General features: G+C 68.6%; 22 protein-coding genes, 4 tRNA genes and 1 riboswitch. Of the genes, 20 read left to right on the top strand and 6 right to left on the bottom strand.

Annotation, left to right across the window (positions count from 1 at the left end; translation table 11 throughout):
• Nucleotides 1-22: 22 nt before the first annotated feature.
• The 5 genes from Q1K09_RS08950 to Q1K09_RS08930 all read left to right on the top strand — a co-directional run bounded on the left by Q1K09_RS08950 (nucleotide 23) and on the right by Q1K09_RS08930 (nucleotide 8,600).
• A complete protein-coding gene (locus Q1K09_RS08950) occupies nucleotides 23-580 on the top strand; it encodes a signal peptidase II (protein ID WP_300344867.1) in 558 nt (185 codons plus the stop codon).
• Nucleotides 577-1,527 (top strand): RluA family pseudouridine synthase, encoded by a 951-nt coding sequence (locus tag Q1K09_RS08945; RefSeq protein WP_300344864.1) that lies wholly within the window; start codon nucleotides 577-579, stop codon nucleotides 1,525-1,527. The genes Q1K09_RS08950 and Q1K09_RS08945 overlap by 4 nt, the downstream gene beginning before the upstream one ends.
• On the top strand, nucleotides 1,524-5,051 hold the full coding sequence (dnaE, locus tag Q1K09_RS08940) for a DNA polymerase III subunit alpha (RefSeq protein ID WP_300344862.1): 3,528 nt from the start codon (nucleotides 1,524-1,526) through the stop codon (nucleotides 5,049-5,051). The genes Q1K09_RS08945 and dnaE overlap by 4 nt, the downstream gene beginning before the upstream one ends.
• 77 nt (nucleotides 5,052-5,128) lie before the next feature.
• Nucleotides 5,129-5,632: a transcriptional regulator NrdR gene (nrdR, locus tag Q1K09_RS08935; protein ID WP_300344860.1), complete on the top strand. Its 504-nt coding sequence runs from the start codon at nucleotides 5,129-5,131 to the stop codon at nucleotides 5,630-5,632.
• A 172-nt stretch (nucleotides 5,633-5,804) separates the two neighbouring features.
• Nucleotides 5,805-8,600 (top strand): LuxR family transcriptional regulator, encoded by a 2,796-nt coding sequence (locus Q1K09_RS08930; protein ID WP_300344858.1) that lies wholly within the window; start codon nucleotides 5,805-5,807, stop codon nucleotides 8,598-8,600.
• Nucleotides 8,601-8,609: 9 nt separating this feature from the next.
• Here the strand turns inward: Q1K09_RS08930 and rpe are convergent, their stop codons facing one another.
• The 6 genes from rpe to Q1K09_RS08900 all read right to left on the bottom strand — a co-directional run bounded on the left by rpe (nucleotide 8,610) and on the right by Q1K09_RS08900 (nucleotide 13,835).
• Nucleotides 8,610-9,290: a ribulose-phosphate 3-epimerase gene (gene rpe, locus Q1K09_RS08925; RefSeq protein WP_300344856.1), complete on the bottom strand. Its 681-nt coding sequence runs from the start codon at nucleotides 9,288-9,290 to the stop codon at nucleotides 8,610-8,612.
• Nucleotides 9,268-10,860: a transcription antitermination factor NusB gene (locus Q1K09_RS08920; protein WP_300344854.1), complete on the bottom strand. Its 1,593-nt coding sequence runs from the start codon at nucleotides 10,858-10,860 to the stop codon at nucleotides 9,268-9,270. Before Q1K09_RS08920 ends, rpe begins: the two co-directional genes overlap by 23 nt.
• Nucleotides 10,853-11,875: a methionyl-tRNA formyltransferase gene (gene fmt / locus Q1K09_RS08915; RefSeq protein WP_300344852.1), complete on the bottom strand. Its 1,023-nt coding sequence runs from the start codon at nucleotides 11,873-11,875 to the stop codon at nucleotides 10,853-10,855. The genes Q1K09_RS08920 and fmt overlap by 8 nt, the downstream gene beginning before the upstream one ends.
• 7 nt (nucleotides 11,876-11,882) lie before the next feature.
• Nucleotides 11,883-12,353: an NUDIX domain-containing protein gene (locus Q1K09_RS08910; RefSeq protein WP_300344850.1), complete on the bottom strand. Its 471-nt coding sequence runs from the start codon at nucleotides 12,351-12,353 to the stop codon at nucleotides 11,883-11,885.
• Entirely contained in the window at nucleotides 12,350-12,883 is a 534-nt protein-coding gene (gene def / locus Q1K09_RS08905; RefSeq protein ID WP_300344848.1) for a peptide deformylase, read from the bottom strand. Before def ends, Q1K09_RS08910 begins: the two co-directional genes overlap by 4 nt.
• Nucleotides 12,884-12,971: 88 nt before the next feature.
• Nucleotides 12,972-13,835, bottom strand: a complete 864-nt coding sequence (locus Q1K09_RS08900) for a cytochrome (protein WP_300344845.1) — start codon at nucleotides 13,833-13,835, stop codon at nucleotides 12,972-12,974.
• Nucleotides 13,836-13,982: 147 nt separating this feature from the next.
• On the opposite strand from Q1K09_RS08900, the gene Q1K09_RS08895 reads away from it, so the two are divergent.
• The 15 genes from Q1K09_RS08895 (at nucleotide 13,983) to Q1K09_RS08820 (ending at nucleotide 23,652) form a co-directional block, all read left to right on the top strand.
• Nucleotides 13,983-14,056 (top strand) — tRNA-Gly (locus tag Q1K09_RS08895).
• Nucleotides 14,057-14,067: 11 nt separating this feature from the next.
• Nucleotides 14,068-14,138: transfer RNA gene (locus tag Q1K09_RS08890), tRNA-Cys, on the top strand.
• A 37-nt stretch (nucleotides 14,139-14,175) separates the two neighbouring features.
• A tRNA-Val gene (locus Q1K09_RS08885) sits at nucleotides 14,176-14,247 on the top strand.
• Nucleotide 14,248: 1 nt separating this feature from the next.
• A tRNA-Gly gene (locus tag Q1K09_RS08880) sits at nucleotides 14,249-14,325 on the top strand.
• Nucleotides 14,326-14,390: 65 nt separating this feature from the next.
• A riboswitch (FMN riboswitch) is annotated at nucleotides 14,391-14,515 on the top strand.
• 11 nt (nucleotides 14,516-14,526) lie between these two features.
• Nucleotides 14,527-15,612, top strand: a complete 1,086-nt coding sequence (gene ribD / locus Q1K09_RS08875) for a bifunctional diaminohydroxyphosphoribosylaminopyrimidine deaminase/5-amino-6-(5-phosphoribosylamino)uracil reductase RibD (RefSeq protein ID WP_300344843.1) — start codon at nucleotides 14,527-14,529, stop codon at nucleotides 15,610-15,612.
• Between the two features lies 1 nt (nucleotide 15,613).
• Nucleotides 15,614-17,683, top strand: coding sequence for a 3,4-dihydroxy-2-butanone-4-phosphate synthase (ribB, locus tag Q1K09_RS13080; RefSeq protein WP_366909247.1), 2,070 nt, complete (start codon nucleotides 15,614-15,616; stop codon nucleotides 17,681-17,683).
• The gene (gene ribH, locus Q1K09_RS08860) at nucleotides 17,680-18,183 is read left to right on the top strand and encodes a 6,7-dimethyl-8-ribityllumazine synthase (RefSeq protein WP_300344841.1); all 504 of its coding nucleotides are present in this window, start codon (nucleotides 17,680-17,682) and stop codon (nucleotides 18,181-18,183) included. The genes ribB and ribH overlap by 4 nt, the downstream gene beginning before the upstream one ends.
• Before the next feature lie 5 nt (nucleotides 18,184-18,188).
• A complete protein-coding gene (locus Q1K09_RS08855) occupies nucleotides 18,189-18,452 on the top strand; it encodes a phosphoribosyl-ATP diphosphatase (protein ID WP_300344838.1) in 264 nt (87 codons plus the stop codon).
• Nucleotides 18,453-18,478: 26 nt separating this feature from the next.
• Nucleotides 18,479-19,351, top strand: coding sequence for an ATP phosphoribosyltransferase (gene hisG / locus Q1K09_RS08850; protein WP_300344934.1), 873 nt, complete (start codon nucleotides 18,479-18,481; stop codon nucleotides 19,349-19,351).
• Nucleotides 19,352-19,379: 28 nt separating this feature from the next.
• Nucleotides 19,380-20,144 carry an imidazole glycerol phosphate synthase subunit HisF gene (gene hisF, locus Q1K09_RS08845; protein WP_300344835.1) on the top strand — a complete coding sequence of 255 codons (765 nt, stop codon included), beginning with the start codon at nucleotides 19,380-19,382 and terminating at the stop codon, nucleotides 20,142-20,144.
• Nucleotides 20,141-20,464 (top strand): phosphoribosyl-AMP cyclohydrolase, encoded by a 324-nt coding sequence (gene hisI, locus Q1K09_RS08840; RefSeq protein ID WP_300344833.1) that lies wholly within the window; start codon nucleotides 20,141-20,143, stop codon nucleotides 20,462-20,464. The genes hisF and hisI overlap by 4 nt, the downstream gene beginning before the upstream one ends.
• 2 nt (nucleotides 20,465-20,466) lie before the next feature.
• Nucleotides 20,467-22,122 carry an anthranilate synthase component I gene (gene trpE, locus Q1K09_RS08835; protein WP_300344831.1) on the top strand — a complete coding sequence of 552 codons (1,656 nt, stop codon included), beginning with the start codon at nucleotides 20,467-20,469 and terminating at the stop codon, nucleotides 22,120-22,122.
• Entirely contained in the window at nucleotides 22,110-22,589 is a 480-nt protein-coding gene (locus tag Q1K09_RS08830; protein ID WP_300344828.1) for a Trp biosynthesis-associated membrane protein, read from the top strand. The genes trpE and Q1K09_RS08830 overlap by 13 nt, the downstream gene beginning before the upstream one ends.
• Nucleotides 22,586-23,212 (top strand): Trp biosynthesis-associated membrane protein, encoded by a 627-nt coding sequence (locus Q1K09_RS08825; RefSeq protein WP_300344825.1) that lies wholly within the window; start codon nucleotides 22,586-22,588, stop codon nucleotides 23,210-23,212. Before Q1K09_RS08830 ends, Q1K09_RS08825 begins: the two co-directional genes overlap by 4 nt.
• Before the next feature lie 107 nt (nucleotides 23,213-23,319).
• Complete coding sequence (locus Q1K09_RS08820) at nucleotides 23,320-23,652, top strand: 2-dehydropantoate 2-reductase N-terminal domain-containing protein (protein ID WP_300344822.1); 333 nt, start codon at nucleotides 23,320-23,322, stop codon at nucleotides 23,650-23,652.
• Nucleotides 23,653-23,684 lie beyond the last annotated feature (32 nt).

The raw sequence follows: 23,684 nt of genomic DNA, 5'->3' as shown, positions 1-23,684 counted from the left end.
GCCGCAGAGTAGACTGGAGGAGATGTCCTCCTCCCAGACCACGCCGAGCCGCAGGACCGCGACCCTCCTCTTCGCAGGGGTCGCGGTCCTGGCTTTTGTCCTGGACCAGGCCACCAAACGGTGGGTGGAGACCAGTATGACCCTCGGCGAGCAGATAGATGTCCTTCCGCCGGTGCTGTTCTGGCGCTACCACCTGAATCCGGGGGCGGCCTTCTCCATCGGTACCGACCACACCTGGATCTTCACCCTGGTGCAGCTGGCTGTGCTGTGCCTGGCGCTGTGGTACGCCCGCCGGCTCGGCGGGTCCTGGCTGTGGGCGCTGGGCCTGGGCGGACTCGCCGGCGGCGTGACGGGGAATCTGACCGACCGGCTGCTGCGTCCGCCGTCGCTGGTGGAGGGCCGCTTGGAACAGTTCGGTCAGGGCCATGTGGTGGACTTCATCTCCGTTCCGCACTTCGCCATCTTCAACATTGCCGACTCCTTCATCGTCTGCTCCATCATTGGTCTGTGCGCTCTGATGCTCTTCGGCGTGGGAATGGACGGTCGCCGTCATACCGCCGAGCAGAAGGAGGCGGAGTGAGCGAGCAGCTGCAGGTTCCTGAGCACCTGGCCGGCAAGCGGGCCGACGCCGTGCTGGCTGCGCTGCTCGGGGTCTCCCGGACCGAGGCCGCCGAGTGGATCTCCGCTGACCGAGTGTGCTGGGCGGTGGACCGGACCCAAGGCAGAGCCGCCGGCACACCGGTGAAGAAGTCGGAGAAGCTGCCGGCCGGGGCGCAGATCGCCGTCGACGCCCCCGCGGAGCAGGACCCGCACGAGATCACAGTGGAGGCTGTGGACGAGATGACTCTGCTCTACGAGGACGCCGATATCGTCGCGGTGGACAAGCCCGTCGGAGTGGCGGCCCACCCCTCACCCGGATGGCGGGGCCCCACTGTCATCGGGGGGCTGCTGGCCGCAGGCGTTCGCATCAGCACCTCCGGAGCCCAGGAGCGCCGCGGCATCGTCCACCGGCTCGACGTCGGCACCTCCGGAGTGATGGTGGTGGCGAAGTCCGAGCGGGCCTACACAGTCCTCAAAGACGCCTTCCGTCAGCGGACCCCGCAGAAGACCTACCACGCCCTGGTCCAGGGGCTGCCGGACCCCCATGAGGGCACCATCGATGCGCCCATCGGACGCCACCCGGGTCACGACTGGAGATTCGCGGTGATCGAGGGCGGCCGTGAGGCCCGCACCCACTACCGGCTGCTGGAGGCCTACGGCCGGGCCAGCCTGATGGACATCACCCTGGAGACCGGCCGGACTCACCAGATCCGGGTGCACTTCTCCGCGCTGGGACACCCCTGCGCCGGAGACCTCACCTACGGCGCCGACCCCCAGCTGGCCAGTGACCTGGGACTGACCCGGCAGTGGCTGCACGCAGTGCAGCTGGGCATCACCCATCCGGTCAGCGGCGAACAGATGACGTTCCGCAGCGACTACCCCGCAGACCTCGCCCAGGCCATCGACATCCTCGGAGGTTCCCCGTGAGCAGCAGCTTCGTACACCTGCACAACCACACCGAGTACTCCATGCTCGACGGCGCGGCGAAGATCGACGACCTCTTCGCCCGCACCCAGGAGCTGGGCATGCCGGCGGTGGCCACCACCGACCACGGATTCATCTTCGGCGCCTACGAGTTCTGGAAGACCGCGCAGAACTACGACGTCAAACCGATCATCGGCCTGGAGGCCTACCTCACGCCGGGAACCCACCGCAGCGACCGGACGCGGGTGAAGTTCGGCGACGGCGTCGACGACGTCTCCGGAACCGGCGCCTACACCCATATGACCATGTGGGCGGAGAACACCGCCGGGATGCACAATCTCTTCCGGGCCTCATCGCTGGCCTCCATCGAGGGCTACTTCTACAAGCCCCGCATGGACCGGGAGATCCTGCAGACCTACGGCAAGGGGCTCATCGCCACCACAGGATGTCCCTCCGGGGAGATCCAAACCCGCCTGCGCCAGGGTCAGTACCAGGAGGCGAAGAAGGCCGCCGGAGAGTTCCAGGAGATCTTCGGCAAGGAGAACTTCTTCTGCGAGATCATGGACCACGGCATCGAGATCGAGCGGCGGGTCCGCACTGAGCTGATGCAGCTGGCCAAGGAGCTGAACCTCCCGCTGGTGGCCACCAATGACCTGCACTACACCCACCCCCACGACGCCAAGGCGCACGGGGCGCTGCTGTGCGTGCAGTCCAACTCCACCTTGGATGATCCCAAGCGCTTCAAATTCGACTCCGAAGAGTTCTACCTGAAGTCCCCGGACCAGATGCGCGAGCTCTTCCGGGACTACCCCGGGGCCTGCGACAACACGCTGCTGATCGCTGAGCGGTGCCAGGTGGAGTTCAACGAATCGGCGTCGTACATGCCGCGGTTCCCGGTCCCGGAGGGGGAGTCCGAGGAGTCCTGGTTCATCAAAGAGGTGGAGAAGGGCCTGGCCTACCGGTATCCGCACGGCATTCCCGATGAGGTGCGCAGCCAGGCCGAATACGAGATCGGCGTCATCACTCAGATGGGCTTCCCCGGCTACTTCCTGGTGGTGGCAGACTTCATCAACTGGGCCAAGGAGAACGGCATCCGGGTGGGGCCCGGGCGCGGCTCCGGGGCCGGGTCCATGGTCGCCTACGCCATGCGCATCACCGACCTGGACCCGCTGAAGCACGGACTGATCTTCGAGCGGTTCCTCAACCCGGACCGGGTTTCCATGCCGGACTTCGACGTCGACTTCGACGACCGCCGCCGCAGCGAAGTCATCGACTACGTGGTGAAGAAGTACGGCGACGAGCGGGTGGCGATGATCGTCACCTACGGCACCATCAAATCCAAGCAGGCGCTGAAGGACGCCGCGCGCGTGATGGGTGAGCCCTTCGCCACCGGTGAGCAGCTGACCAAAGCGATGCCGCCGGACGCGCAGGGCAAGCCGATGCCGCTGAGCGACACCTATGACAAGGACGGCAAGCGCTACAACGAAGCCGGGGAGCTGCGCGAGCTGCTCGACGGCGACCCGCGGCTGAAGGAGATCTTCGACGTCGCCACCGGGCTGGAGGGCCTCAAGCGCCAGTGGGGGGTCCATGCCGCCGGAGTCATCATGTCCTCAGACCCGCTGATCGACATCATCCCGCTGATGAAGCGTGAGCAGGATGGGGCGATCATCACACAGTTCGACTACCCCACCTGCGAGACCCTGGGCCTGATCAAGATGGACTTCCTGGGGCTGCGGAACCTCACGATCATCTCCGACGCCCTGGAGAACGTGAAGCAGAACAAGGGCGTGGAGATCGACTTGGAGACCCTGGACCTCGACGACAAGCCCTCCTACGAGCTGCTGGCCCGCGGAGACACCCTCGGGGTCTTCCAGCTCGACGGTTCGGGCATGCGCTCGCTGCTGCGCCAGATCCGCCCGGACAACTTCGAGGACATCTCGGCCGCACTGGCTCTCTACCGCCCCGGCCCCATGGGTGCCAACAGCCATATCAACTACGCGCTGCGCAAGAACGGCCACCAGAAGGTCTCGCCGATCCACCCGGAGCTCGCCGAGCCGCTGGCGGACATCCTGGACACCACCTACGGGCTGATCGTCTACCAGGAGCAGGTCATGGCGATCGCCCAGAAGGTGGCCGGATACTCCCTGGGCCAGGCGGATCTGCTGCGCCGGGCGATGGGCAAGAAGAAGAAGGCCGAGCTGGACAAGCAGTATGAGATCTTCTCCTCGGGCATGGCCGAGCGCGGCTACTCCCAGGAGGCGATCACCACGCTGTGGGAGATCCTGCTGCCCTTCTCCGACTACGCCTTCAACAAATCCCACACCGCAGCCTACGGCCTGGTCGCGTACTGGACGGCCTACCTGAAGGCCAACTATCCGGCCGAGTATCTGGCCGCCCTGCTGACCTCGGTGGGGGAGAACCGGGACAAGCTGGCCATGTACCTGGCCGAGGCCCGCCGCATGGGAATCACCGTGACCCCGCCGAGCATCAACGAATCGGACCTGACCTTCACCCCGGTCGGCGACGACACCATCCGCTTCGGCATGGGCGCGGTGCGCAATGTGGGGGCAAACGTGGTCGCCGGTATGGTCTCCGCCCGGCAGGAGCAGGGCAGATACGAGTCCTTCAGCGATTTCTTCAAGAAGGTCCCCATGCAGGTGTGCAATAAGCGCACTGTGGATTCGCTGATCAAAGCCGGAGCCTTCGACGAGCTGGGCCACACCAGGCGCTCCTTGGTGGCCGTCCACGAGCAGGCGGTGGACCAGGCGGTGAAGCAGAAGAAGGACTCCGAGCAGTACGAGACCGACATCTTCGGAGCCTTCGCCGCAGACAACGGCGACGCCGAAGACTTCGACACCATCAACGTTCCTCAGCTCCCCGAATGGGACAAGATGGACAAGCTGGCCTTTGAGCGGGAGATGCTGGGCCTCTACGTCTCCGATCACCCCCTGCAGGGTCTGGAGCGCACCCTGGCCAAGCACGCCGACCGGTCCATCGCCTCGGTGCTCAGCGAGGACGGGCCGCCCGACGGAGCGACGGTGACTGTGGCGGGAATGATCACCTCGCTGCAGCGGAAGATGGCCAAATCGGGGAATCCCTATGCCCGTGCGGAGATTGAGGATCTGGTCGGCTCCCTGGAGGTCATGTTCTTCGGCAAGGTCTACCAGGCGGTCTCCATGGTGCTGGCCGAAGACCTGGTGGTGACGATCAAGGGCCAGGTGGACCGGCGGGAAGACGGCGGCGTGGTGCTCAAAGCGCTCGACGTGACCGCGCTGGACACCCAGGAGGACGGTGCCGCCGGGCCGGTGGTGCTGACTATGCCGGTGCAGAAGGCCACCGAGAAGATGGTCACCGAGCTGGGGGTCACGCTGCGGGCCCACCGCGGAAGCTCGGCGGTGCATATCCGGCTGCTCTCCGGGGACAAGGTGGAGGTGCTGCGGTTGGGGGACAGCTACCAGGTGACCCCCTCACCCTCGCTCTACGGGGACCTCAAAGTGCTGCTGGGCCCAGCCTGCCTGGAGAGCTGACCCCCAGATATTGCGTCCGAAACGTTGTTCGGCACAATATGTAGTGGATAGACTGTGGGTAGGGAGAGGAGGCCCGCATGTTCTGTCCGTACTGCCGCCACGACTCATCGCGTGTGGTGGACTCGCGCACCCTGGATGACGGATCCGGTATCCGCCGCCGGCGCCAGTGCCCGCAGTGCACGAAGCGGTTCACCACTGTGGAGACCACCTCACTGAGTGTGATCAAACGGTCCGGCGCCGCCGAGCCGTTCGACCGCGCCAAAGTCATCAACGGAGTGCGCAAAGCCTGCCAAGGCCGTCCGGTCACTGCCGACGACCTGGCGGTGCTGGCGCAGGAGGTCGAAGAGACCATCCGCGCCTCAGGCAACGCAGAGGTGGACGCCAACGACGTCGGACTGGCCATTCTGGGGCCGCTGAAGCGGCTCGACGTCGTCGCCTACATGCGCTTCGCCTCGGTGTACCGCGGCTTCGAGGATCTGGATGATTTCGAAGCCGCCATCGCCGAACTGCGGCGTGAGGAGCTGGAGGCGTCCTCCGGCGGCGGAGCCAAGGTGGTACAGCCGCGCTTCGGTTTCCGGTAGACTCTCATCGAAGGCCGGTGGTGGTCTCTTCAGGGGAAGGTTGAGACCACCGCCGGTTTTCTTGTCTGCCTCTGGCCGTAGGATGGGTTCACGTAACCCCTGGGAGCGCAGATGGCGACACTGCACGCATTCGTCGGCCGCACGGCCGAGCTCGCCGCTCTGCGCCGCTGAGGTGCAGTCCAAGCACGAGCCGCGCTTCGTGCTCATCGAAGGGCCTCCCGGCATCGGGAAGTCTGCGCTGCTGAATGAGGCAGCCCGGCAGACCGGGTGGTGGCGGGTAAACGTCTACCTCGACCCCGAGGATCAGCACACTCCCGGCTACGGGGCTGTTCACCTGCTGCGCACCCCGCAGCGCTACCAGGCTCCGCAGGACAAGGACGAGCTCTTCCGCTGGGTGCAGGTCGCCGCTGATGCGATCAGTGAACCCATAGTGGTCGCCTTCGAAGACCTGCAGTGGCTGGATCCGATGAGCGCCGACATCATCTACCAGTCGGTGCGCGAAACTGAGTTCGTCCCCATGTTCAACCTGGTGACCATGCGCGCGAGCTGCCGCAGTGACCTGACCCGCTTCCGCCGTCTGGCCCAGACCGAAGGGGAGGCGCTGCATATTGTGCTCAAGCCGCTCAGCGTCTCCGAGATCCAGGAAGTCATCATCGGTCACACCGGGCTTCCGGTGAGCGAGCGGCTGTGCGCCCGCATCCAGGAGGAGATCTCCGGATTCCCCTTCTTCGTCGCCCACGTGGCCCAGTGGCTGGCCGATGAACCGGCCGGCCGGGGACGCCGGCTCACCGACGCCATCGCCGCAGTGGGCTCCGAGGCAGGCCCGGCCGAGCAGATGGCCCAGACCATGGCTGAGCAGCTGGCGCTCTATGAGCCGGGGGTCAGGGAAGCTCTGGAGTTCATTGTGCTCAGCGACGACGGACTTACTCCTGCTCAGCTGCATCAGCTGCTGGATGTCCCGCCGGACATCGCGGGGCTGGAGGGCACCTGTCTGCTGGCCGGCAGGGGACCGCGGCGCCGACTCCGCCTGCAGCACCATGTCATCGCAGATGGGATCCGGACGCAGCTGCAGCCGCACCGGCGAGCGGAGATGCACCGTCGTCTGGCGCAGGTGGTGCCCGAACCGCTGCTGCAGTCTGCGGCGGCGCTGCAGCTGGAGCTGCAGCTTGGCTCGGCAGCGCCGGAGGCCGCCGAGCAGCTCACCTCCGAGCTGCTGGCCCGCGCCGAGCAGCGCGACTGCGGCCAGGCTCTGCGCTGCGCTCGGGCGGCCATGGGCATCAGCACAGAGGAGCACGTGGTGCAGACCTTCGTGCGCACCGCGCTGCGGGCCAAGAGCATCGAGGACCTGCGGCTGGCCGAGCATGCCCTGACGGACCTGCCGCCCGGAGCGCTGCGATCCGGCGTGGCCGCCCTGCTGCACTTTGCCGCCGGAGATCTGGATGCCGGCTATGCAGAGCTGGAACGCGTCAGCGATCTCAGCAGCGATTGCGTCGACACTCTGGTGGTCTTTGCCGAAGCCGTGGCCTCGGCCGGGCAACGCAGCGCTGCCCTGGGCACCTTCGGGCGCAGCTGCGACCTGCTGAAGGCCGCCTCCAGCGCGCTGGCCGCCGCCGAGGCGCAGGTGCGCTCGCCCACGCTGCTGGCTGACCTGCGAAATGTTCACCTGATCATCGAGATGTGGCACCAGCTGGAGGCCGGATTCCTCACCGCCGGAGCGCAGGACCGCCTGAGCGCCCTGCTGCAGCAGGTCTCTGCGGATGCCTCCACCCGCCGGGCGCTGGTGACACAGCGGGGACTGCGCGGGGCCCTGCACCGCCAGACCGGCTCCGGAGCCGCCGCCGTGGAGGACCTCACCTGGGTGCTGCAGCGCGCCGAGCACCTGGACGAAGGTTTGGCCACCTATGTGCAGGTGCAGCTGGCCCATATCTACTTCGACGCCGGCCTGTGGGGGGAGGCCCACACCGCAGCCGCCGGTGCCGCCGAAGAGGTGCTGGGAGAATCCGAGGACGTGCTGTCTATGGCGGCCTACAGCATCGGGGCGCTGGTGCCCCATGCCCGCGGTGAGGGCGCAGCCTGGGAGCGCGTGCTCGACGTCGTCACCTCCATCGGCAAGGAGTACGGAGCCATCGCCCAGGCGCCGAAGCACTACACCTTGACCTGGGGAGCGTTGGCGGCCGGTGACCACGAGCGCGCCGCGGCCCATCTGCTGCGGCTGCACAGCACGGCCCGCTGGTGGCGTTCAGGCATCACCTCAGCAGTGCTGCTTGCCCGCGCGCAGTACTATTCGGGCTGTGTGGCCGAGCTGGCTCCCCAGCTGCTGGAGCTGCCTGCTGCCGCTGCGGCGGGTTCGGAGTCCCTGACCCGCTACGTCACAGAGCATATTCGCGGTCTGCGGGCCGCCGCCCAGGACGCTTCCCGGGCGTGGGACCACCTGGGGGCAGCGCTTGAGGCGATCAGTGCCCAGCCGCCGATCCGGCCGGGGCTGCTAGTCGGCGACGGCGGAGGCTACCGCATCTACCGGGCGCTGCTGGCTATGGACTGCGCCCAGCTGGTCATTCGTCACCGCGCCGAGCTGGCCCGGCACGTCGCCTCGGTCGAGGTGCTGGCAGGCTGGGCCCTGCAGCTGTGGCGCAGCTGCGGAGCAGAGGGGCTGGCCGACCAGACAGAGGAGATCATTCGCGAGCTCACCGGGATCCGGCCCCCACGCCCCCAGGCGGCACCCCGCCGAGCACCGGCCGGCCTGCCGGAATGGATCAGCGAGGAGGCCATGGCCTCGCTGCAGATCCTCACCTCCCGGGAGCGTGACATCGCGCTGATGGCTGGTGAGGGGCTGTCCAATAATGAGATGGCCGAGCGGCTGGTCATCTCGGTGCGCACAGTGGAGTCGCATATGAGCAGCATCCTGGCCAAGCTGCGGCTGTCCTCCCGGCGGGAGCTGTTCAAGCTCCTGCTGCCGCAGTCGCTCTAGCTGAGCGGCTCAGCCGGCCAGCTGGCGCAGCTGAGCCACTGCCCGGTCCGGGTCCTCACTGCCGAACACCGCCGAGCCGGCTACGAATGTGTCCGCGCCGGCCTCTGCGGCCCGCAGAATAGTGTCCCGGCTAATCCCGCCGTCGACCTGCACTGCAACCGATCCGCCCAGATCGTCAACAGCCCGGCGGGCCTGGGCGATCTTGGCCAGCATCTCCTCCATGAACGCCTGGCCGCCGAATCCCGGCTCCACCGTCATGATCAGCAGCATGTCGAGCTCGCTGAGCACATCCAGATAGGGGTCCAGAGCCGTGGCGGGCTTCAGCGCCATGGCCGCATGGGCGTCGTGGCTGCGCAGCGTGCGGGCCAGCTGCCGCGGACGGGCGGCGGCCTCGGCGTGGAAGGTCACCGACTCGCACCCAGCCTCCGCGTAGCCCGGAGCCCAGCGGTCGGCGTCGTCGATCATCAGATGAATGTCCAGCGGCAGATCGGTGGCCGCACGGATCGCCTTGACCACCGGCAGGCCCAGGGTCAGATTGGGCACGAAATGGTTGTCCATCACGTCCACATGCACTGCGTCAGCCGAGGGGATGCGGCGCAGCTCACCGGCCAGGTTGGCGAAGTCGGCGGAGAGGATGCTGGGATGGATCGCAGTCACGCTGGGAATCCTACTCGGCCTCGGCGGCGGCATCGCGGCGCAGCAGCGCGAAGAACATGGCGTCGGTACCGTGGATATGCGGCCACAGCTGCACGCAGCGGGAGACGACATCGTCCTGGCCGGGATTCGCCGTCGGCGGCAGAGCGCCGGTCCCTGACGGTTGGTTCGTCGTCTGCTGAGCTTCAGTCTCCTGCCGCGGTGGGTTCCCCGGCTGCCGCACAGCGCCGGGACCTGCGACCTCGTCCATCACCTCATGGGCGTCCAGCAGGGTGAGATCGCTGCGCCGGCGCAGCAGGTCCTGGACCTGCACCACCGTCTCTGCTGCATGCGGGGAGCAGGTCACATAGGCCAGCAGACCGTCGGGGGCCAGCACCCCGGCGGCGGCGTCCAGCAGCTGCTCCTGCAGCAGGGTCAGCTCTGCGAGGTCTCCTGGCTGGCGCCTCCAGCGGGCCTCCGGGCGGCGGCGCAGCGCACCCAGTCCGGTGCACGGGGCGTCCACGATGATCCGGTCGAAACTCGTGCCCAACTGCGCGATGTCCCGGCCGTCGCCGGTGCGCACCGCCCAGGCCGCAGCATCCACCGGAGTCAAGGCTTTGCGGACCAGCTCGGCACGGTGGGCGGCCGGCTCATTGGCGGTCAGATGAGCGCCGTACTCCGCCGCCAGGGCACCCAGCAGCGCGGCTTTTCCTCCGGGACCGGCGCACAGGTCCAGCCAGCGCTCACCGGGGAACACCGCAGGCTCGGCCAGTGCGCGGGCGATCCATTGCGAGCCGATGTCCTGGACCCGCAGGGCACCTTCCCGGACGCCGTCGAGCCGTCCGATATCGCCTCCCCGGTAGACCAGAGCGCCCTCCAGCAGCTCGGAGTCGGCGGCTCCGGCCTTCCGGGCAGCCTCAGCGGCCTGGGCCCCAGCATCATCCGGGAGCCCCGGGAGCCCCACCAGGTGGACCTCCGGCGCGGCGTTGTCGGCCTCCAGCAGCGCCTGCAGCTCACCGGCTCGCCCGTGCATCTTCAGGGACTGGCGCAGGGCGCGAACCACCCAGACCGGGTGTGCGTGGCGCAGCGCCAGGGATTCCAGCTCGCTGGAGTCTGCGGTGAGTTCGGCCAGCCAGTCCCCCCAGCTCTTGTCGCTCACCCGGCGCAGCACCGCGTTGACCAGCCCGGAGGGCCCGGCGCCGATCCGCTCGCGCACCAGGGCCACCGTCTCATTGACCGCCGCGTGGGTGGTCACCCGCATGGCCAGCAGCTGGTGGGTGCCCAGCCGCAGGGCGTCCAGCACCGGGGGGTCCAGCCGGTTCAGCTCCCGGTCCACGCAGCGGCTGAGGATCGCGTCATAGGTCCCCTCGGCCCGAAGCGTGCCGTAGGTGAGTTCGGTGGCGAAGCCGGCGTCGCGTTTGTCCAGCCGTGCCCTGCGCAGCTGTGAAGGAAGCACCAGATTGGCGTAGGCGTCATCGCGGGCCACCGCGCGCAGCACCTCGAAGGCCACCAGACGGGCGGGGTCGGCGCGGCGGGTCCGCTGGGAGGGAGCCGAGCGGCTGTAGCGGCGCGGACCGGAGCGGCTGCGCTGACGTCCTTTGGCATTGCGTCGGGGATTCTCAGGCATCGGCGGCGCCCCCTAACTGGACCGGCTCCTGCTGCCCGCGCAGCCAGTCCGCTGCGTTCATCATCTGCTTGCCGGCTGGCTGCACCTGGGTGAGGACCACTCCCGCGGCGTCGCCTGCGGTGAGCACCACGGCTTTCTGCCCGGGTTCGCGGTCTGACTCCAGCAGCGCCACCGCGCCCGGCTGAGCAGGCACCGCGCTCTGGTAGCGGCGCACCGGGCCGAGTTTGAGCCGGTCCTCACCGTGGAGGGTCCACGCCCCGGGCTCTGGGATGGTGGCGTTGGTGCGCCGGACGATCTCCTCAGCACTGTGGGAGGGGTCGATGAAGCCATCCCGGCCGGTGAGCTTGGGCGCATAGCTGGGTTCGCCGGCCTGGGGCGCCGGCTGGGAGGCACCGGCCAGCAGCTCTGGCAGCAGTGCGAGTATCAGAGAGGTCCCCAGGTCGGTCAGCTCGGTGAGCACGGTTCCGGCGGAGGCGGCCTCCGGAATCGGGTAGTCCACCATCCCGTGGATCGGGCCGGTGTCCATACCGCGCTCCAGCTGGAAGACGGTGGCGGCGGTGCTGTCCTCGCCGTGGAGCAGGGCGTGTTGCACCGGTGCGGCTCCGCGGTACTGGGGCAGGCGGGAGTAGTGCAGATTGACCCAGCCGCGGGGGAGTGCGTCCAGGGCCGGTTGGGGCAGCAGGGCCCCGTAGGCGACGACGACGCCGAGCTGGGCTCCGGTGGTGGAGATCTCGGCGGTGACGGCGTCGTCGACCCGATCGGCCTTCAGCACCGGGATGCCGGATGATTCGGCCAGCTGCGCTACCGGAGACGGGGTGAGCCTGCGCTTTCTGCCCACCGGCGCGTCGGGGCGGGTCAGCACCGCGGCGATCTGCACGCCGTGGTCCAGCAGGCCCTGCAGAGCTTCGGCGGCGATGCCCGGGGTTCCGGCGAACAGAACCGGGGAGCCGGCCAGCTGATCGGCGGTGACCTCGGAGGCTGCAGCGGCGACGCTTTCGGCGGTGAACTGTCTCATCGTGGGTCTAATCTACCGGCGGGAACCCCAGGCTGGTGACGGCGGGGAGGCTGCCGCGCCCGAGTTCGGTGAGCACATAGTGCTCATGGGGGACGACCGGCTCAGGCAGGTCGTCAAGACCGAACCAGCCGAGGTCGGCGGCTTTGTGCGGTTCCTGGATTGCCGGGGTCCCCGTCCAGGTGCGCACGGCGAAGAAGATATCGATGCGTTCGTCGATGGGCTGGCCGTTGCCTGCGCTGCGGTGCAGTACGGTCAGCGGCAGGTGGTGCTGGGCGCGGATGCGCACGCCGAGTTCCTCGTGGGCCTCGCGCACGGCTGCCGCGTGGATGCTCTCGCCGGCCTCCACATGCCCGGCCGCGCCGGCGGCCCAATGCTCATCCATATAGCCGGTGCCGCGGCGGTAGGACAGCAGCACCCGCTGGTGGTGGTCGGTGAGCAGAACGTAGGCGGCGGGTATCACCTGGTACCGGCTGGTCACGGGGTGGTCTCCAGGGAGCGCAGTGCCCGCATGGCCTCGCGCCGGCGATCGCCGGTGAGGCGGTCAATGAACAGTGTGCCGTCCAGATGGTCCACCTCGTGCTGGAAGCAGGCGGCCAGCAGGTTCTCGGCCTCTTCACGGATCGGCTGACCGGTCTCATCCACCCCGGTCAGCACCGCGTGGGGATGGCGGCTGACCGGTCCGTGAACGGGGCCGCGGACGGACAGGCAGCCCTCGCGCACTACGGCGTCCTGACCGTCAGCCTCGGCGCGCGGAACGAACCCGGGCGGGCCGGAGAGCTCCAGCTGCGGGTTGATCACCGCACCCCGGCTGCCCTCCACATCCCAAGTGAAGATCCGCAGCCCGATACCCACCTGGGGTGCCGCCAGGCCGATGCCGGAGGCATGGTCCATGGTGGCGAACATATCCGCAATCAGCGTGCGTATCCGGGAGTCTGTGGGGTCCTGCACCGCTGAGGCTGGGGTGCGCAGCACAGGATCGCCGATCTGGCGGATGGTCAGTACGGGCATGCCCGAATTCTCTCATGCGAGGGGGCGCTCCCAGCGCGGCCGGCACCTCCGCCGGTGCTCAGTCCCGGCCCAGCGCCTCCACCGCTGCCTACACTCCTGCTGGCACCTTCACCGGCGGCGGACCGATCGGCTTGAGCGGTCTGCCGGCCTCGGTCACCGCGCGGGAATGCTCCCACACCTGCCGCAGCGCCCAGAACTTTCGCCAGTGCGGACGCAGGCACTCCGGCTGCGCCTGGGCAGGGACCACCTCCGCCTCGGAGATCGCCACCGCCAGCAGCACCGGATCGTCGTCGGCGTAGGGCCACGGCTCCCACGTGCCCGCGGCAGCATCCACCAGCATCTCCTCGGCACGGAACCCGGCGACCAGCTGCATCACCACCGAATCGCTCATCGGCTTCGCCCGCCCCTCACGGGTGAGCCCCTTGGTCTTGAAGTCGAGAATGCACCGGCGTCCACCGATCTCCGCCAGCAGGTCCAACGTCCCCGCATAGCCGACCGTGTGGTTCCACACGGTGACCTCCGCAGCGATGGGCTTCACCCCGTAGAGCTCCCACCATTCGTCGAACCGGTCGGCGTAGGCCGCCTCACCATGCTGGCTCAGAACCTGCCGAGCACCCTCGGGGTCCGCCGGCTGGCCCAGGACCTCCAGCGCTTTCTGCTCCGCATAGGCGTGCACCCGGTCTCCGCGCGCCGCCGCGGCATCCCGGAAGCGCTCCGCCGCCGAGGAGGCGTGGCGGGCCAGCGCCCGCAGATCGGCAGGAGACCCGACGGCCCCGTTGAGGCGGGTGTCCTTGATCAGCTCCGAGGCCGCCATATGCCCGGCCCACCCGGTGAGATCCTTCGCCTCCTGGCCGATCACTGTGGTGATGGAGGGGACCTCCGGCGGGCTGGTCAGCGACCGTGCGTACATCCGGCCGAACTCGGTGGCGTGGGCAAGCTGGGGGTCTGTCATAGTGCCACCAGTCTCCCACGCGGCTGTGAGGCTGAGGCGGACCTTCCCGCCGCGCCGGGGAGGAGGAGCGCGATTGGACGAGCCCCGCACACCTGAGTTAGAGTTTCATGTTGTCGAAACGGCCGGTTGCGGCCGCTTAAAGACACTGCGGATGTAGCTCAGCTGGCTAGAGCATCACCTTGCCATGGTGAGGGTCGCGAGTTCGAATCTCGTCATCCGCTCGCGGGAGCCCGGTGGGGTGGCCGAGTGGCGAGGCAGCGGCCTGCAAAGCCGTATACGCGGGTTCGATTCCCGTCCCCACCTCGCTGGGCCCTTAGTACGGGCCCGCACAATTGCATAGGCGCGATTGGCGCAGCGGTAGCGCGCTTCCCTGACACGGAAGAGGTCACTGGTTCGATCCCAGTATCGCGCACGCGGACGTAGCTCAGCTGGCTAGAGCATCACCTTGCCATGGTGAGGGTCGCGAGTTCGAATCTCGTCGTCCGCTCCACGCAGAGACGCCCCGGAATCCTCCGATTCTGGGGCGTCTCTGCGTTGTGTGGCAGGATAGTTCCTACGTGCTTACGGGATCGGTGAAATTCCGAACCGGCGGTGATAGTCCGCGACCCGGTGCGCACCGCACCGGCTGAACCGGCGAAAATCCGGTACCGACAGTCACAGTCTGGATGGGAGTGGCACAGAAGGAGAAACATTGGGCACTGCCCTCAGCTCAGCCGTCCATGAAACGCATATGCGCACCGCGCTGCAGGCCGCCGAACTCGGCCACCGCGGTGCCAACCCCCTGGTGGGAGCGGTCATCGTCGACGACGACGGCACCGTAGTCGCCACCGGGCATCACCGCGGGGCCGGCACCTTTCACGCCGAGCGCGACGCCGTCACCAAGGCGCTTGAAGCCGGAGTCACCGACTTCAGCCGCACCACCCTCTACACCACCTTAGAGCCCTGCACCCGGCAGGGCCGCCAGCCGGCCTGCACTGAGCTCATCGCAGAGACCGGCATTTCCGCAGTGATCTGCGGCACCACCGACCCCAGTCCCAACGGCGGGGGAGCCCAGCAGCTGGCCGCATCCGGAGCCGACGTCGCCGTCGGAATCCTCCAGGAGGAGGCGCGCCGGCTCAATCACCGGTGGAACAGGGCCCAAAACCAGCACCGCCCCTTCGTCACGGTGCATCTGGCCCAGAGCATCGACGCACGGATCGCCGCCGCCGACGGAACCAGCCAGTGGATCACCTCCCGCACCTCGCGGCGCCACACCCACCGCATCCGGCAGCGGGTCGACGCCGTGCTGGTGGGCACCAATACGGTCACCGTGGACGACCCGCGGCTCACCGCCCGCGACGACGACGGCGCAGAGACCGCCCAGCAGCCGCTGCGCTGCGTGATGGGGCACAGCCGGACCCCGGCTTCAGCGGCGCTGACCAAGGATCAGCCCGAAGGGCAGGGCTGGCGGCAGCTGCGCACCCGCGACCCCCTGCAGGCGCTGCAGCAGCTCGGCGCCACCCTCCACCGCGGCTATCCGGTCAAGCATGTGCTGGTCGAAGGCGGTCAGAGCATCCTCTCCGCCTTCTTCGCCGCGGACCTGGTGGACGAAATCTTCGTCTACACCGCCCCGCTGATCCTGGGTGCCGGGCGCTCCAGCCTCGGAGACATCGGCGTCACCACCCTGGAGACGGCCCCACGCTTCCGACTGGACCCCGCCGACGGCGGCCCGGTCACCGTTATGGACGACGACGTCTGCATCCACCTCGCACCGGCCGAGCCGGAAGGAGATCACTGACATGTTCACCGGAATCATCACCGGCACCGGCCAGGTCATCGAGCGCGGCCCCGATCCCACCAAAGGCGTGGAGCGGCTTACCTTCGACGCGCCCGGCCACACTGAGGGCCTGCAGCTGGGCGGCTCCATCGCCGTCAACGGGGTCTGCGTCTCTGCAGTGGAGATCCAGGGCGAGCGGCTGACCGTGGAGCTCATCCCCGAAACCCTGAAGCGGACCACCTTCGCCGAGACCACCCCCGGAGACCGGGTGAACCTGGAGCGCTGCCTGCCCGCCGGAGCCCGCCTGGACGGCCATGTGGTCCAGGGCCACGTGGACGGCATCGCGCAGCTGATCGACCGGGACCTCAACGACGGCCGACACCGGTTCAGCATCCCGGAGCATCTGGCCGGCTATATCGCGGAGAAGGGCTCCATCGCCGTCGACGGGGTCTCCCTGACCGTCACCGCGGTGGGCACCGAGAGCCAGGCGGCCTGGTTCGAGGTCGGTCTGATCCCCACCACCCTGGCTGAGACCACCCTGGGGGATAAGCAGATCGGGGATGCGGCCAATATTGAGGTCGATGTCCTGGCCAAGTACACCCGCCGCATGCTCCGCCTGGCCGCAGGCGCCCAAGGACTCGGCGCAGATGCGGCCACCGACGGCGAAGAGCCGGATACCACGCCCGCCGGTGGAACGTCGGACGAGTCACCCGGCAGGTCGTTGGACCGGTCGCACGCCCGCAGCGCACAGGAGCAGCCCCTGCCGTCGCTGCCGAAGCCCACCACACCAGCCCCGGTGCTGGACCCCATTGAAGTGGCGCTGAACCAGCTCGCCAAAGGACGCCCGGTGGTGGTGGTCGACGACGCCGACCGGGAGAACGAAGGAGACCTCATCTTCCCGGCCGCGGCCGCCACCGGGGAGCTGATGGCCCTGACCATCCGGCACACCTCCGGGGTGGTCTGCGTGCCGATGACCTCCGAACGCGCCGCCCACCTGGGACTGCCCCCCATGGTGGCGAACAACACCGACCCCAAGGGCACCGCCTACACCATCAGCTGTGATGCGGTGACGGTGACCAGCACCGGCATCAGCGCCGCCGACCGCAGCATCACCGCCCGGGTGCTGGCGGATCCGGCCAGCACCGCGGAGGACCTCACCCGTCCGGGCCATATGTTCCCGCTCATCGCCGATCCGCAGGGCGTGCTGGGCCGGGAGGGCCACACCGAGGCCGCCGTGGACCTCTGCCGGCTCGCCGGCTACCCCGGGGTGGGGATCATCTGCGAACTCACCCACGACGACGGCACCATGATGCGGCTGCCGGCCCTGCGGGAGTTCGCCGACACCCACGACCTGGCGCTGATCAGCATCGCGGACCTGATCGAGTACCGCGGCGGGACGGCCAAGCCCGATGCGGTCCGCGAGTCCTACCTCACCTCCTGGGAGGTCCCGCGCCAGGAGGCTGCTGCGCTGGTCACCGGAGGCCCGCGGGTCACCCTCCCCACCGACTTCGGCATCTTCACCGCCCAAGTGTGGATCGAGCACGCCACCGGGCACGAGCACATCCTGCTCTCCGCCCAGCAGGCCGATGCGGAGAACCCGCTGGTGCGGCTGCACTCTGAGTGCCTCACCGGGGATGTGCTGCACTCCCACCGCTGCGACTGCGGCAGCCAGCTGGCCTCCGCCCTGGAGACCATCGACGCCGAAGGCGGACACCTGCTCTACCTGCGCGGCCACGAGGGCCGCGGCATCGGCCTGGCCAATAAGCTGCGGGCCTACAAGCTGCAGGAGGAGGGCGCCGACACCGTAGAGGCCAATGAGATGCTCGGCCTGGCAGCAGAGCTGCGCGACTTCACCGGTGCGGCCGCCATCCTGCACTCCGCCGGGATCTCCAGACTGCGGCTGCTGACCAACAACCCGGCCAAGGTCCAGGCGCTCTCGGCCACCGGCCTGAAGGTCACCCACGTCCCCTCCAACGGCGTCGTCCACCCGGACAATGCCCGCTATCTGCGCACCAAGCGGGACAAGATGGCCCATATGCTCGACCATCTGGCGCTGAACGAACAGAACGAGAACATCAAGGAGCGACCATGAGCGGTGCTGGAGCCATCACCATCGACCCCGCTGAGCTGGAGCAGCTGCGCCGGTGGGCAGAGGGAAGGAAAGTTGCCGTCATCGCCTCCCGCTGGCACACCACAGTGATGGACGGCCTGATCGCCGGAGCCGAGAGGTTCCTCACACCCCTGGGGATCACCCCCACCCTGCTGCGCGCGCCGGGCAGCTTCGAACTGCCGCTGCTGGCCGCTGAAGCGGCAGCCGAGCACGACGCCGTCATCGCCCTCGGGGTGGTGATCCGCGGCGGAACCCCGCACTTCGACTACGTCTGCTCCGCTGCCACCGACGGGCTGAATCGTGCCGCGCTGAGCACCCGCACACCCATCGGATTCGGGCTGCTCACCTGCGACACCGAGGACCAGGCCCTCGACCGCGCCGGGCTGGAGGGCTCCGGGGAGGACAAGGGATACGAGGCCGCGCACGCCGCGGTGGCCGCCGCCGCCGAAATCGCGAAGCTCCGCGGTGAAGGCATAGGCTAGAGGCCGTGAAAACATTCGAGGATCTCTACGCCGAACTCTCCAGGAAAGCCCAGGAGCGCCCCGCCGGATCCGGCACTGTGGCCGCACTGGACGCCGGAGTCCATGAGATCGGCAAGAAGATCGTCGAAGAGGCCGCCGAAGTGTGGATGGCCGCCGAGCACCAGAGCCGCGAGGACACCGCCGAGGAGATCTCCCAGCTGATCTACCACCTGCAGGTGATGATGCTGGCCACCGGGCTGAAGCCCGAGGACGTCTACCGCTACCTGTGAGAGAGACCATGACAGACAACCGCACCATGCTGCGTGTGGCGGTGCCCAATAAGGGCTCGCTCTCCGAGGCCGCGATGGCCATGCTCTCCGAAGCCGGCTACCTGCAGCGCCGCGACCGCAAAGAGCTGGTCCTGGTGGACGAGGAGAACGGCATCGAGTTCTTCTACCTGCGCCCCCGGGACGTGGCGGTCTACGTCGGCTCCGGGATCCTGCATCTGGGCATCACCGGCCGTGACCTGTTCCAGGACGCCCGCGTGGAGACCGGCGCCGAAGAGATCATGGGGCTGGGCTTCGGCCGCTCCACCTTCCGGCTGGCCGGGCCCCACGGCCGCTTCTCCCGCGCCGAGGACCTGGCCGGACGGCGCGTGGCCACCTCCTACGATTCGCTGCTCAGCCACTGGTTCCAGACCCAGGGCATCCCCGATGTGGACGTGGTGCACCTGGACGGTGCGGTGGAGTCCGCAGTGCGCCTGGGCGTGGCCGATGCCATCGCCGATGTGGTGGAGACCGGCAACACGATCAAGGCAGCCGGTATGGAGATCTTCGGTCAGCCGGTGATGCACTCCGAGGCGATCCTGATCTCCGGGCGCGGGGCAGCCACCGACGACGACGCCGCCATCGAGCGGGACACCCAGCGTCTCATCCGCCGCCTGCAGGGCGTGCTGGTGGCCCGGCAGTACGTGATGATGGAGTATGACGTCCGCCGCAGCGACCTGGAAGCCGCCATCGAGGTGACCCCCGGACTGGAGTCGCCCACCATCTCCCCGCTGGCCGATGAAGGATGGGTCGCAGTGCGCTCCATGGTGCCGGCGACCAAAACCAACCAGCTGATGGATGAGCTCTACGAGATCGGCGCCCGCGCCGTCGTCGTCTTCTCCATCCACGCCTGCCGGGTGTGAGACAGCAGAAGCAGAAAGGGGAACGCCGATGAGTCTGGCGGTGCGAGTCATCCCCTGCCTGGACGTCGACGCCGGGCGGGTGGTCAAGGGCGTGAACTTCGCCGATCTGCGCGACGCCGGAGACCCGGTGGAGCTGGCCCACCGCTACAACTCCGCCGGAGCCGATGAGCTGACCTTCCTGGACGTGACCGCCTCCACCGCCGAGCGGGAAACCACCTATGAGGTGGTGACCCGCACTGCGGAGGAGGTCTTCATCCCGCTGACAGTCGGCGGCGGGGTGCGCAGTGTGGACGACGTCGACCGGCTGCTGAAGGTCGGAGCGGACAAAGCCTCCATCAACACTGCGGCGGTGGCCAGGCCTGCGGTGATCAACGAGATCGTCGCGCGCTTCGGCAACCAGGTTCTGGTGCTCTCGGCCGATGTGCGGCGAAGCGACCAGACCCCCTCCGGATACGAGGTCACCACCCACGGGGGCCGCCGCGGCACCGGCATCGACGCCCTGGACTGGTGCCGGGAGGCCTCCGAGCGCGGAGTGGGGGAGATCCTGCTGAACTCCATCGACGCCGACGGCACTCAGGACGGATTCGACACTGAGATGATCGCCGCAGTGCGCGCGGTGACCACTGTCCCACTGATCGCCAGCGGCGGAGCCGGAGCCCCCGAACACTTCCCGCCGGCGGTGGAGGCAGGGGCCGACGCCGTGCTGGCGGCCAGTATGTTCCACTTCGGGCCGGCCGATATGATCGCCCGCGTGAAGGATGCGCTGCGGCAGGCAGGACACCCGGTGCGATGAGCCTGCCAGAGATTCGATACAACGACGACGGCCTGGTGCCCGCCATCGCCCAGGACGTTGAGACCGGTGCGGTGCTGATGCTGGCGTGGATGAATGCCGAAGCGCTCAGCACCACCCTGCGCACCCGGCGCGGCACCTACTTCTCACGCTCCCGCAGACAGCTGTGGGTCAAAGGCGAAACCTCCGGACACGTGCAGGAAGTGGTCTCGGTCAGTCTGGACTGCGACGCCGACACCGTGCTGCTGCAGGTCCGCCAGACCGGACCGGCCTGCCACACCGGGTCCGCCACCTGCTTCACCGACCGGCAGATCGAGGCCTGAGCATGCAGCAGTTCGGCATCGTGACCCCCACTGAGGATCAGTTCCTCAAGCTGGCGCAGGAGCACCGGGTCATTCCGGTGTCCCTGCGGCTGCTGGCCGACTCCCACACCCCGCTGAGCATCTACCGCGCGCTGTCCGTCGACTCCACCGGCGCCGGGGCCCCCGGCACCTTCCTGATGGAGTCCGCCGCCCCGGGAGCCGCCTGGGACCGGCACAGCTTCATCGGGGTCGCCTCTGCGGCCACGCTGACCGAACGTGACGGCAAGGCCGTGTGGCTGGGCACCCCGCCTGCCGGAGCGCCGAGCGAGGGAACCACCGCCGAGGTGCTCCGCGACACCCTGGAGTTCCTGGGCCGGCGCAGCTTCACCGAGGAGCTGCCCCACCTGGCCTCCGGGATGGTCGGCTACGCCGGGTGGGACGTAGTGCGCCACTGGGAGAAGCTGCCCCACCCGCCGCAGGACGATCTGGGGCTGCCCGAGCTGGCGATGAACCTGGTCTCCGATCTGGCCGTCCACGACAACCGCGACGGCACCGTCACCCTGATAGCCAACGCGATCAACCGCGACGGCAGGCCCACCGGCGCAGCAGCTGCCTATGCGGACGCAGCGGCCCGGCTGGAGGCGATGCGCGCCAAGCTGGCCCTGCCGGTGGCGCCTGAGGTGGTCACCGCCCCGGCCGACTGGGACCAGCTGGTCGAGCAGGACCTCAGCAGCCGTGTGCGGCACAGCTGGGACCAATCGCAGTACTTGGGGGTGCTGGGCAAAGCCAAGCAGGCCATTGTGGACGGGGAAGTCTTCCAGATCGTGGTCTCCCGGCGCTTCGAAGTGGACACCGACGTCGACGCCCTGGCTGTCTACCGGATGATGCGGCTGCTGAACCCCAGCCCGTACATGTACCTGATGAACTTCGCCACGCCCGACGGGGAGCCCTACCAGGTGGTCGGCGCCTCCCCGGAGGCGCTGGTCACCGTCGACGCTGAACGCCGCGCCGTCTCCCACCCGATCGCCGGGACACGGCCCCGCGGCGCCACCCCGGCAGAGGACAGAGAGCTGGCCGAGGACCTGCTGGCCGATGAGAAGGAGCGCGCCGAGCACATCATGCTGGTGGACCTGGCCCGCAACGACCTGGCCAAGGTCTGCGTCCCCGGCTCGGTGGAGGTCACCCAGTTCATGGCGGTCGAGCACTTCAGCCATGTGATGCACCTGACCAGCCATGTCCAGGGCACACTGGCCGATTCGGCCACCTCCTACGACGTGCTGGCCGCCACCTTCCCGGCCGGGACACTCTCCGGAGCCCCCAAACCCCGGGCGCTGCAGCTGCTCGACGCCTGGGAGCCCACCCGCCGCGGGGTCTACGGGGGAGTGGTCGGCTACTTCGATCTCTCCGGACGCATGGACGCCGCCATCGCCATCCGCTCCGCCGTACTGGCCGGAGGCACAGCCTATGTGCAGTCCGGCGGCGGCATCGTGGCAGACTCCGACGACGACGCCGAACGGCAGGAGACGGTGAACAAAGCCGCCGCGCCGCTGCGCGCCGTCCTGGCGGCAGCCCGCCTGGTGCCGGAGACCGGAGCTGAGCGTGGCCACGCCCCAGGTGACAGCCCCCAGCAGCCCGTATCCCACCCCGCCCGTGAAGGAGTCCAGCAGTGGCAGAACTGATAGGCCGTCTGGCGTACTTCTTCCAGCGGCGCAATACGATCCTGGTCATCCAAGCAGGCGCCATCCTGCTGCTGGGATCCTCCCTGTTCACCTGGATCAGCACCGGGGACCTGAGCCTCTCCGGTGCGGATATGGCTCCGCTGGTGCGCACCCTCGGCGTGGTCGCCGTCATCGCCGGAGTGCTGGTGAGCATCGCCCGCCGCTGGATCCGCGGCCTGCTGGGCGCAGTGCTGCTCGGCGGGGGAGTCATCGCGCTGATCGCCGCTCTGCTGGCGCTGCTCAACCCGGCAGCCGCCGCGGCGCCGGCGCTCTCCCGGCTCGGCGAGCAGGCAGCTGCCTACAGCACCGGAATCGGGCTGTGGGCCGCGCTGCTGGGCAGCTTGGCGGTCACCGCCGGGGCGCTGGGAGTGCTGCTGTTCTCTCCCGGCTGGGAGGACGAGACTGGCGAGAGCAGGAGCAGCCGATGAGGCGCCATGCGACCAGTCGGCGGACCGTGGTGCTGGCAGCCCTCATCAGTTCCGCCGCGCTGCTGGCCTCGACCACCATGACTTGGGTCTCGGTCAGCGGCCTGGCCGAGACTGCCGCAGTGGACGCCATGGAGGTCACCGGCGCCCAAGCCGCTGACACCGCAGCCGCCATCGCGCTGGTGGGCCTGGCAGCGGCAGTGGCACTGAGCATCGCCCGGCGCATCGGCACCTGGATCATCGCTGCCGTGATGCTGGCCGCCGCCGGACTGGCTCTGGCCTCCGCCATCGGGGCGCTTACCGACCCAGCCGCCGCGGCAGCCGCCGCCGTCGGGGAGGTCACCGGAACCACCGACGCCGCCCAGAGCTACCAGGTGCAGCCCGGAGCCTGGCTGGCTGCCGCTTCCGCGGCGATGCTGGCCGCCGCCGCTGTGACCGCGCTGCTGACCTCCCACCGCTGGCCTCAGCGGACCTCCACCAAGAAATACAGCCGCACCGCCGCCGCAGCGTCTGCCGAGTCCGCCGATGAGTACGACCTCTGGGACGGACTCTCGGAGGGCGACGACCCCACCGCCGGCGACGGACCGGAGCAGAAACCTGACGCCGGCAGGGCCCCAGAGCGCTGACACTGAGGAGCCGGAGAACGACCTGACGCCGGCAGCCTCGCAACACAGACACTGAGTCGGACAGGAACCGGACGGGTCGTCGCAACACTGAAAGTGAGGAGCCGCTGATGAGCATCCGCCGTGCAGTGATCATCGGAGCAGGGGCAGTCGGCGCCGGCACCGCCGCCCAACTGGCCCTGCACGGGATCGACCACTTATTGATCGGACGCGGGCAGCAGATCCGGCACATTGCCGAGCATGGTCTGCGCTACCGTCGCCCGGACGGTGAGCACCTGGTGCGGCTGAACACCGCCGAAGGGATCGGCGCCGCAGAACTGGACGCCGGGGACCTTGCGGGTTCTATTGATCGTCGCAACGTTTGGACCCTTCAGAGCATAGCAAGGCGTCGAAGAGCTCTAGCGGGGACTGCCCGCCCAGCACCTTCCGTGGGCGCCGGTTGAGCTCGTCCTGGACCGCTAACAGATGCTGCTGG

Source organism: Nesterenkonia sp., assembly GCF_029265375.1.
Lineage (GTDB): Bacteria > Actinomycetota > Actinomycetes > Actinomycetales > Micrococcaceae > Nesterenkonia.
The sequence above is the reverse complement of the archived record's forward strand: the minus strand, read 5'-3'. Positions and strand labels throughout refer to the sequence as shown.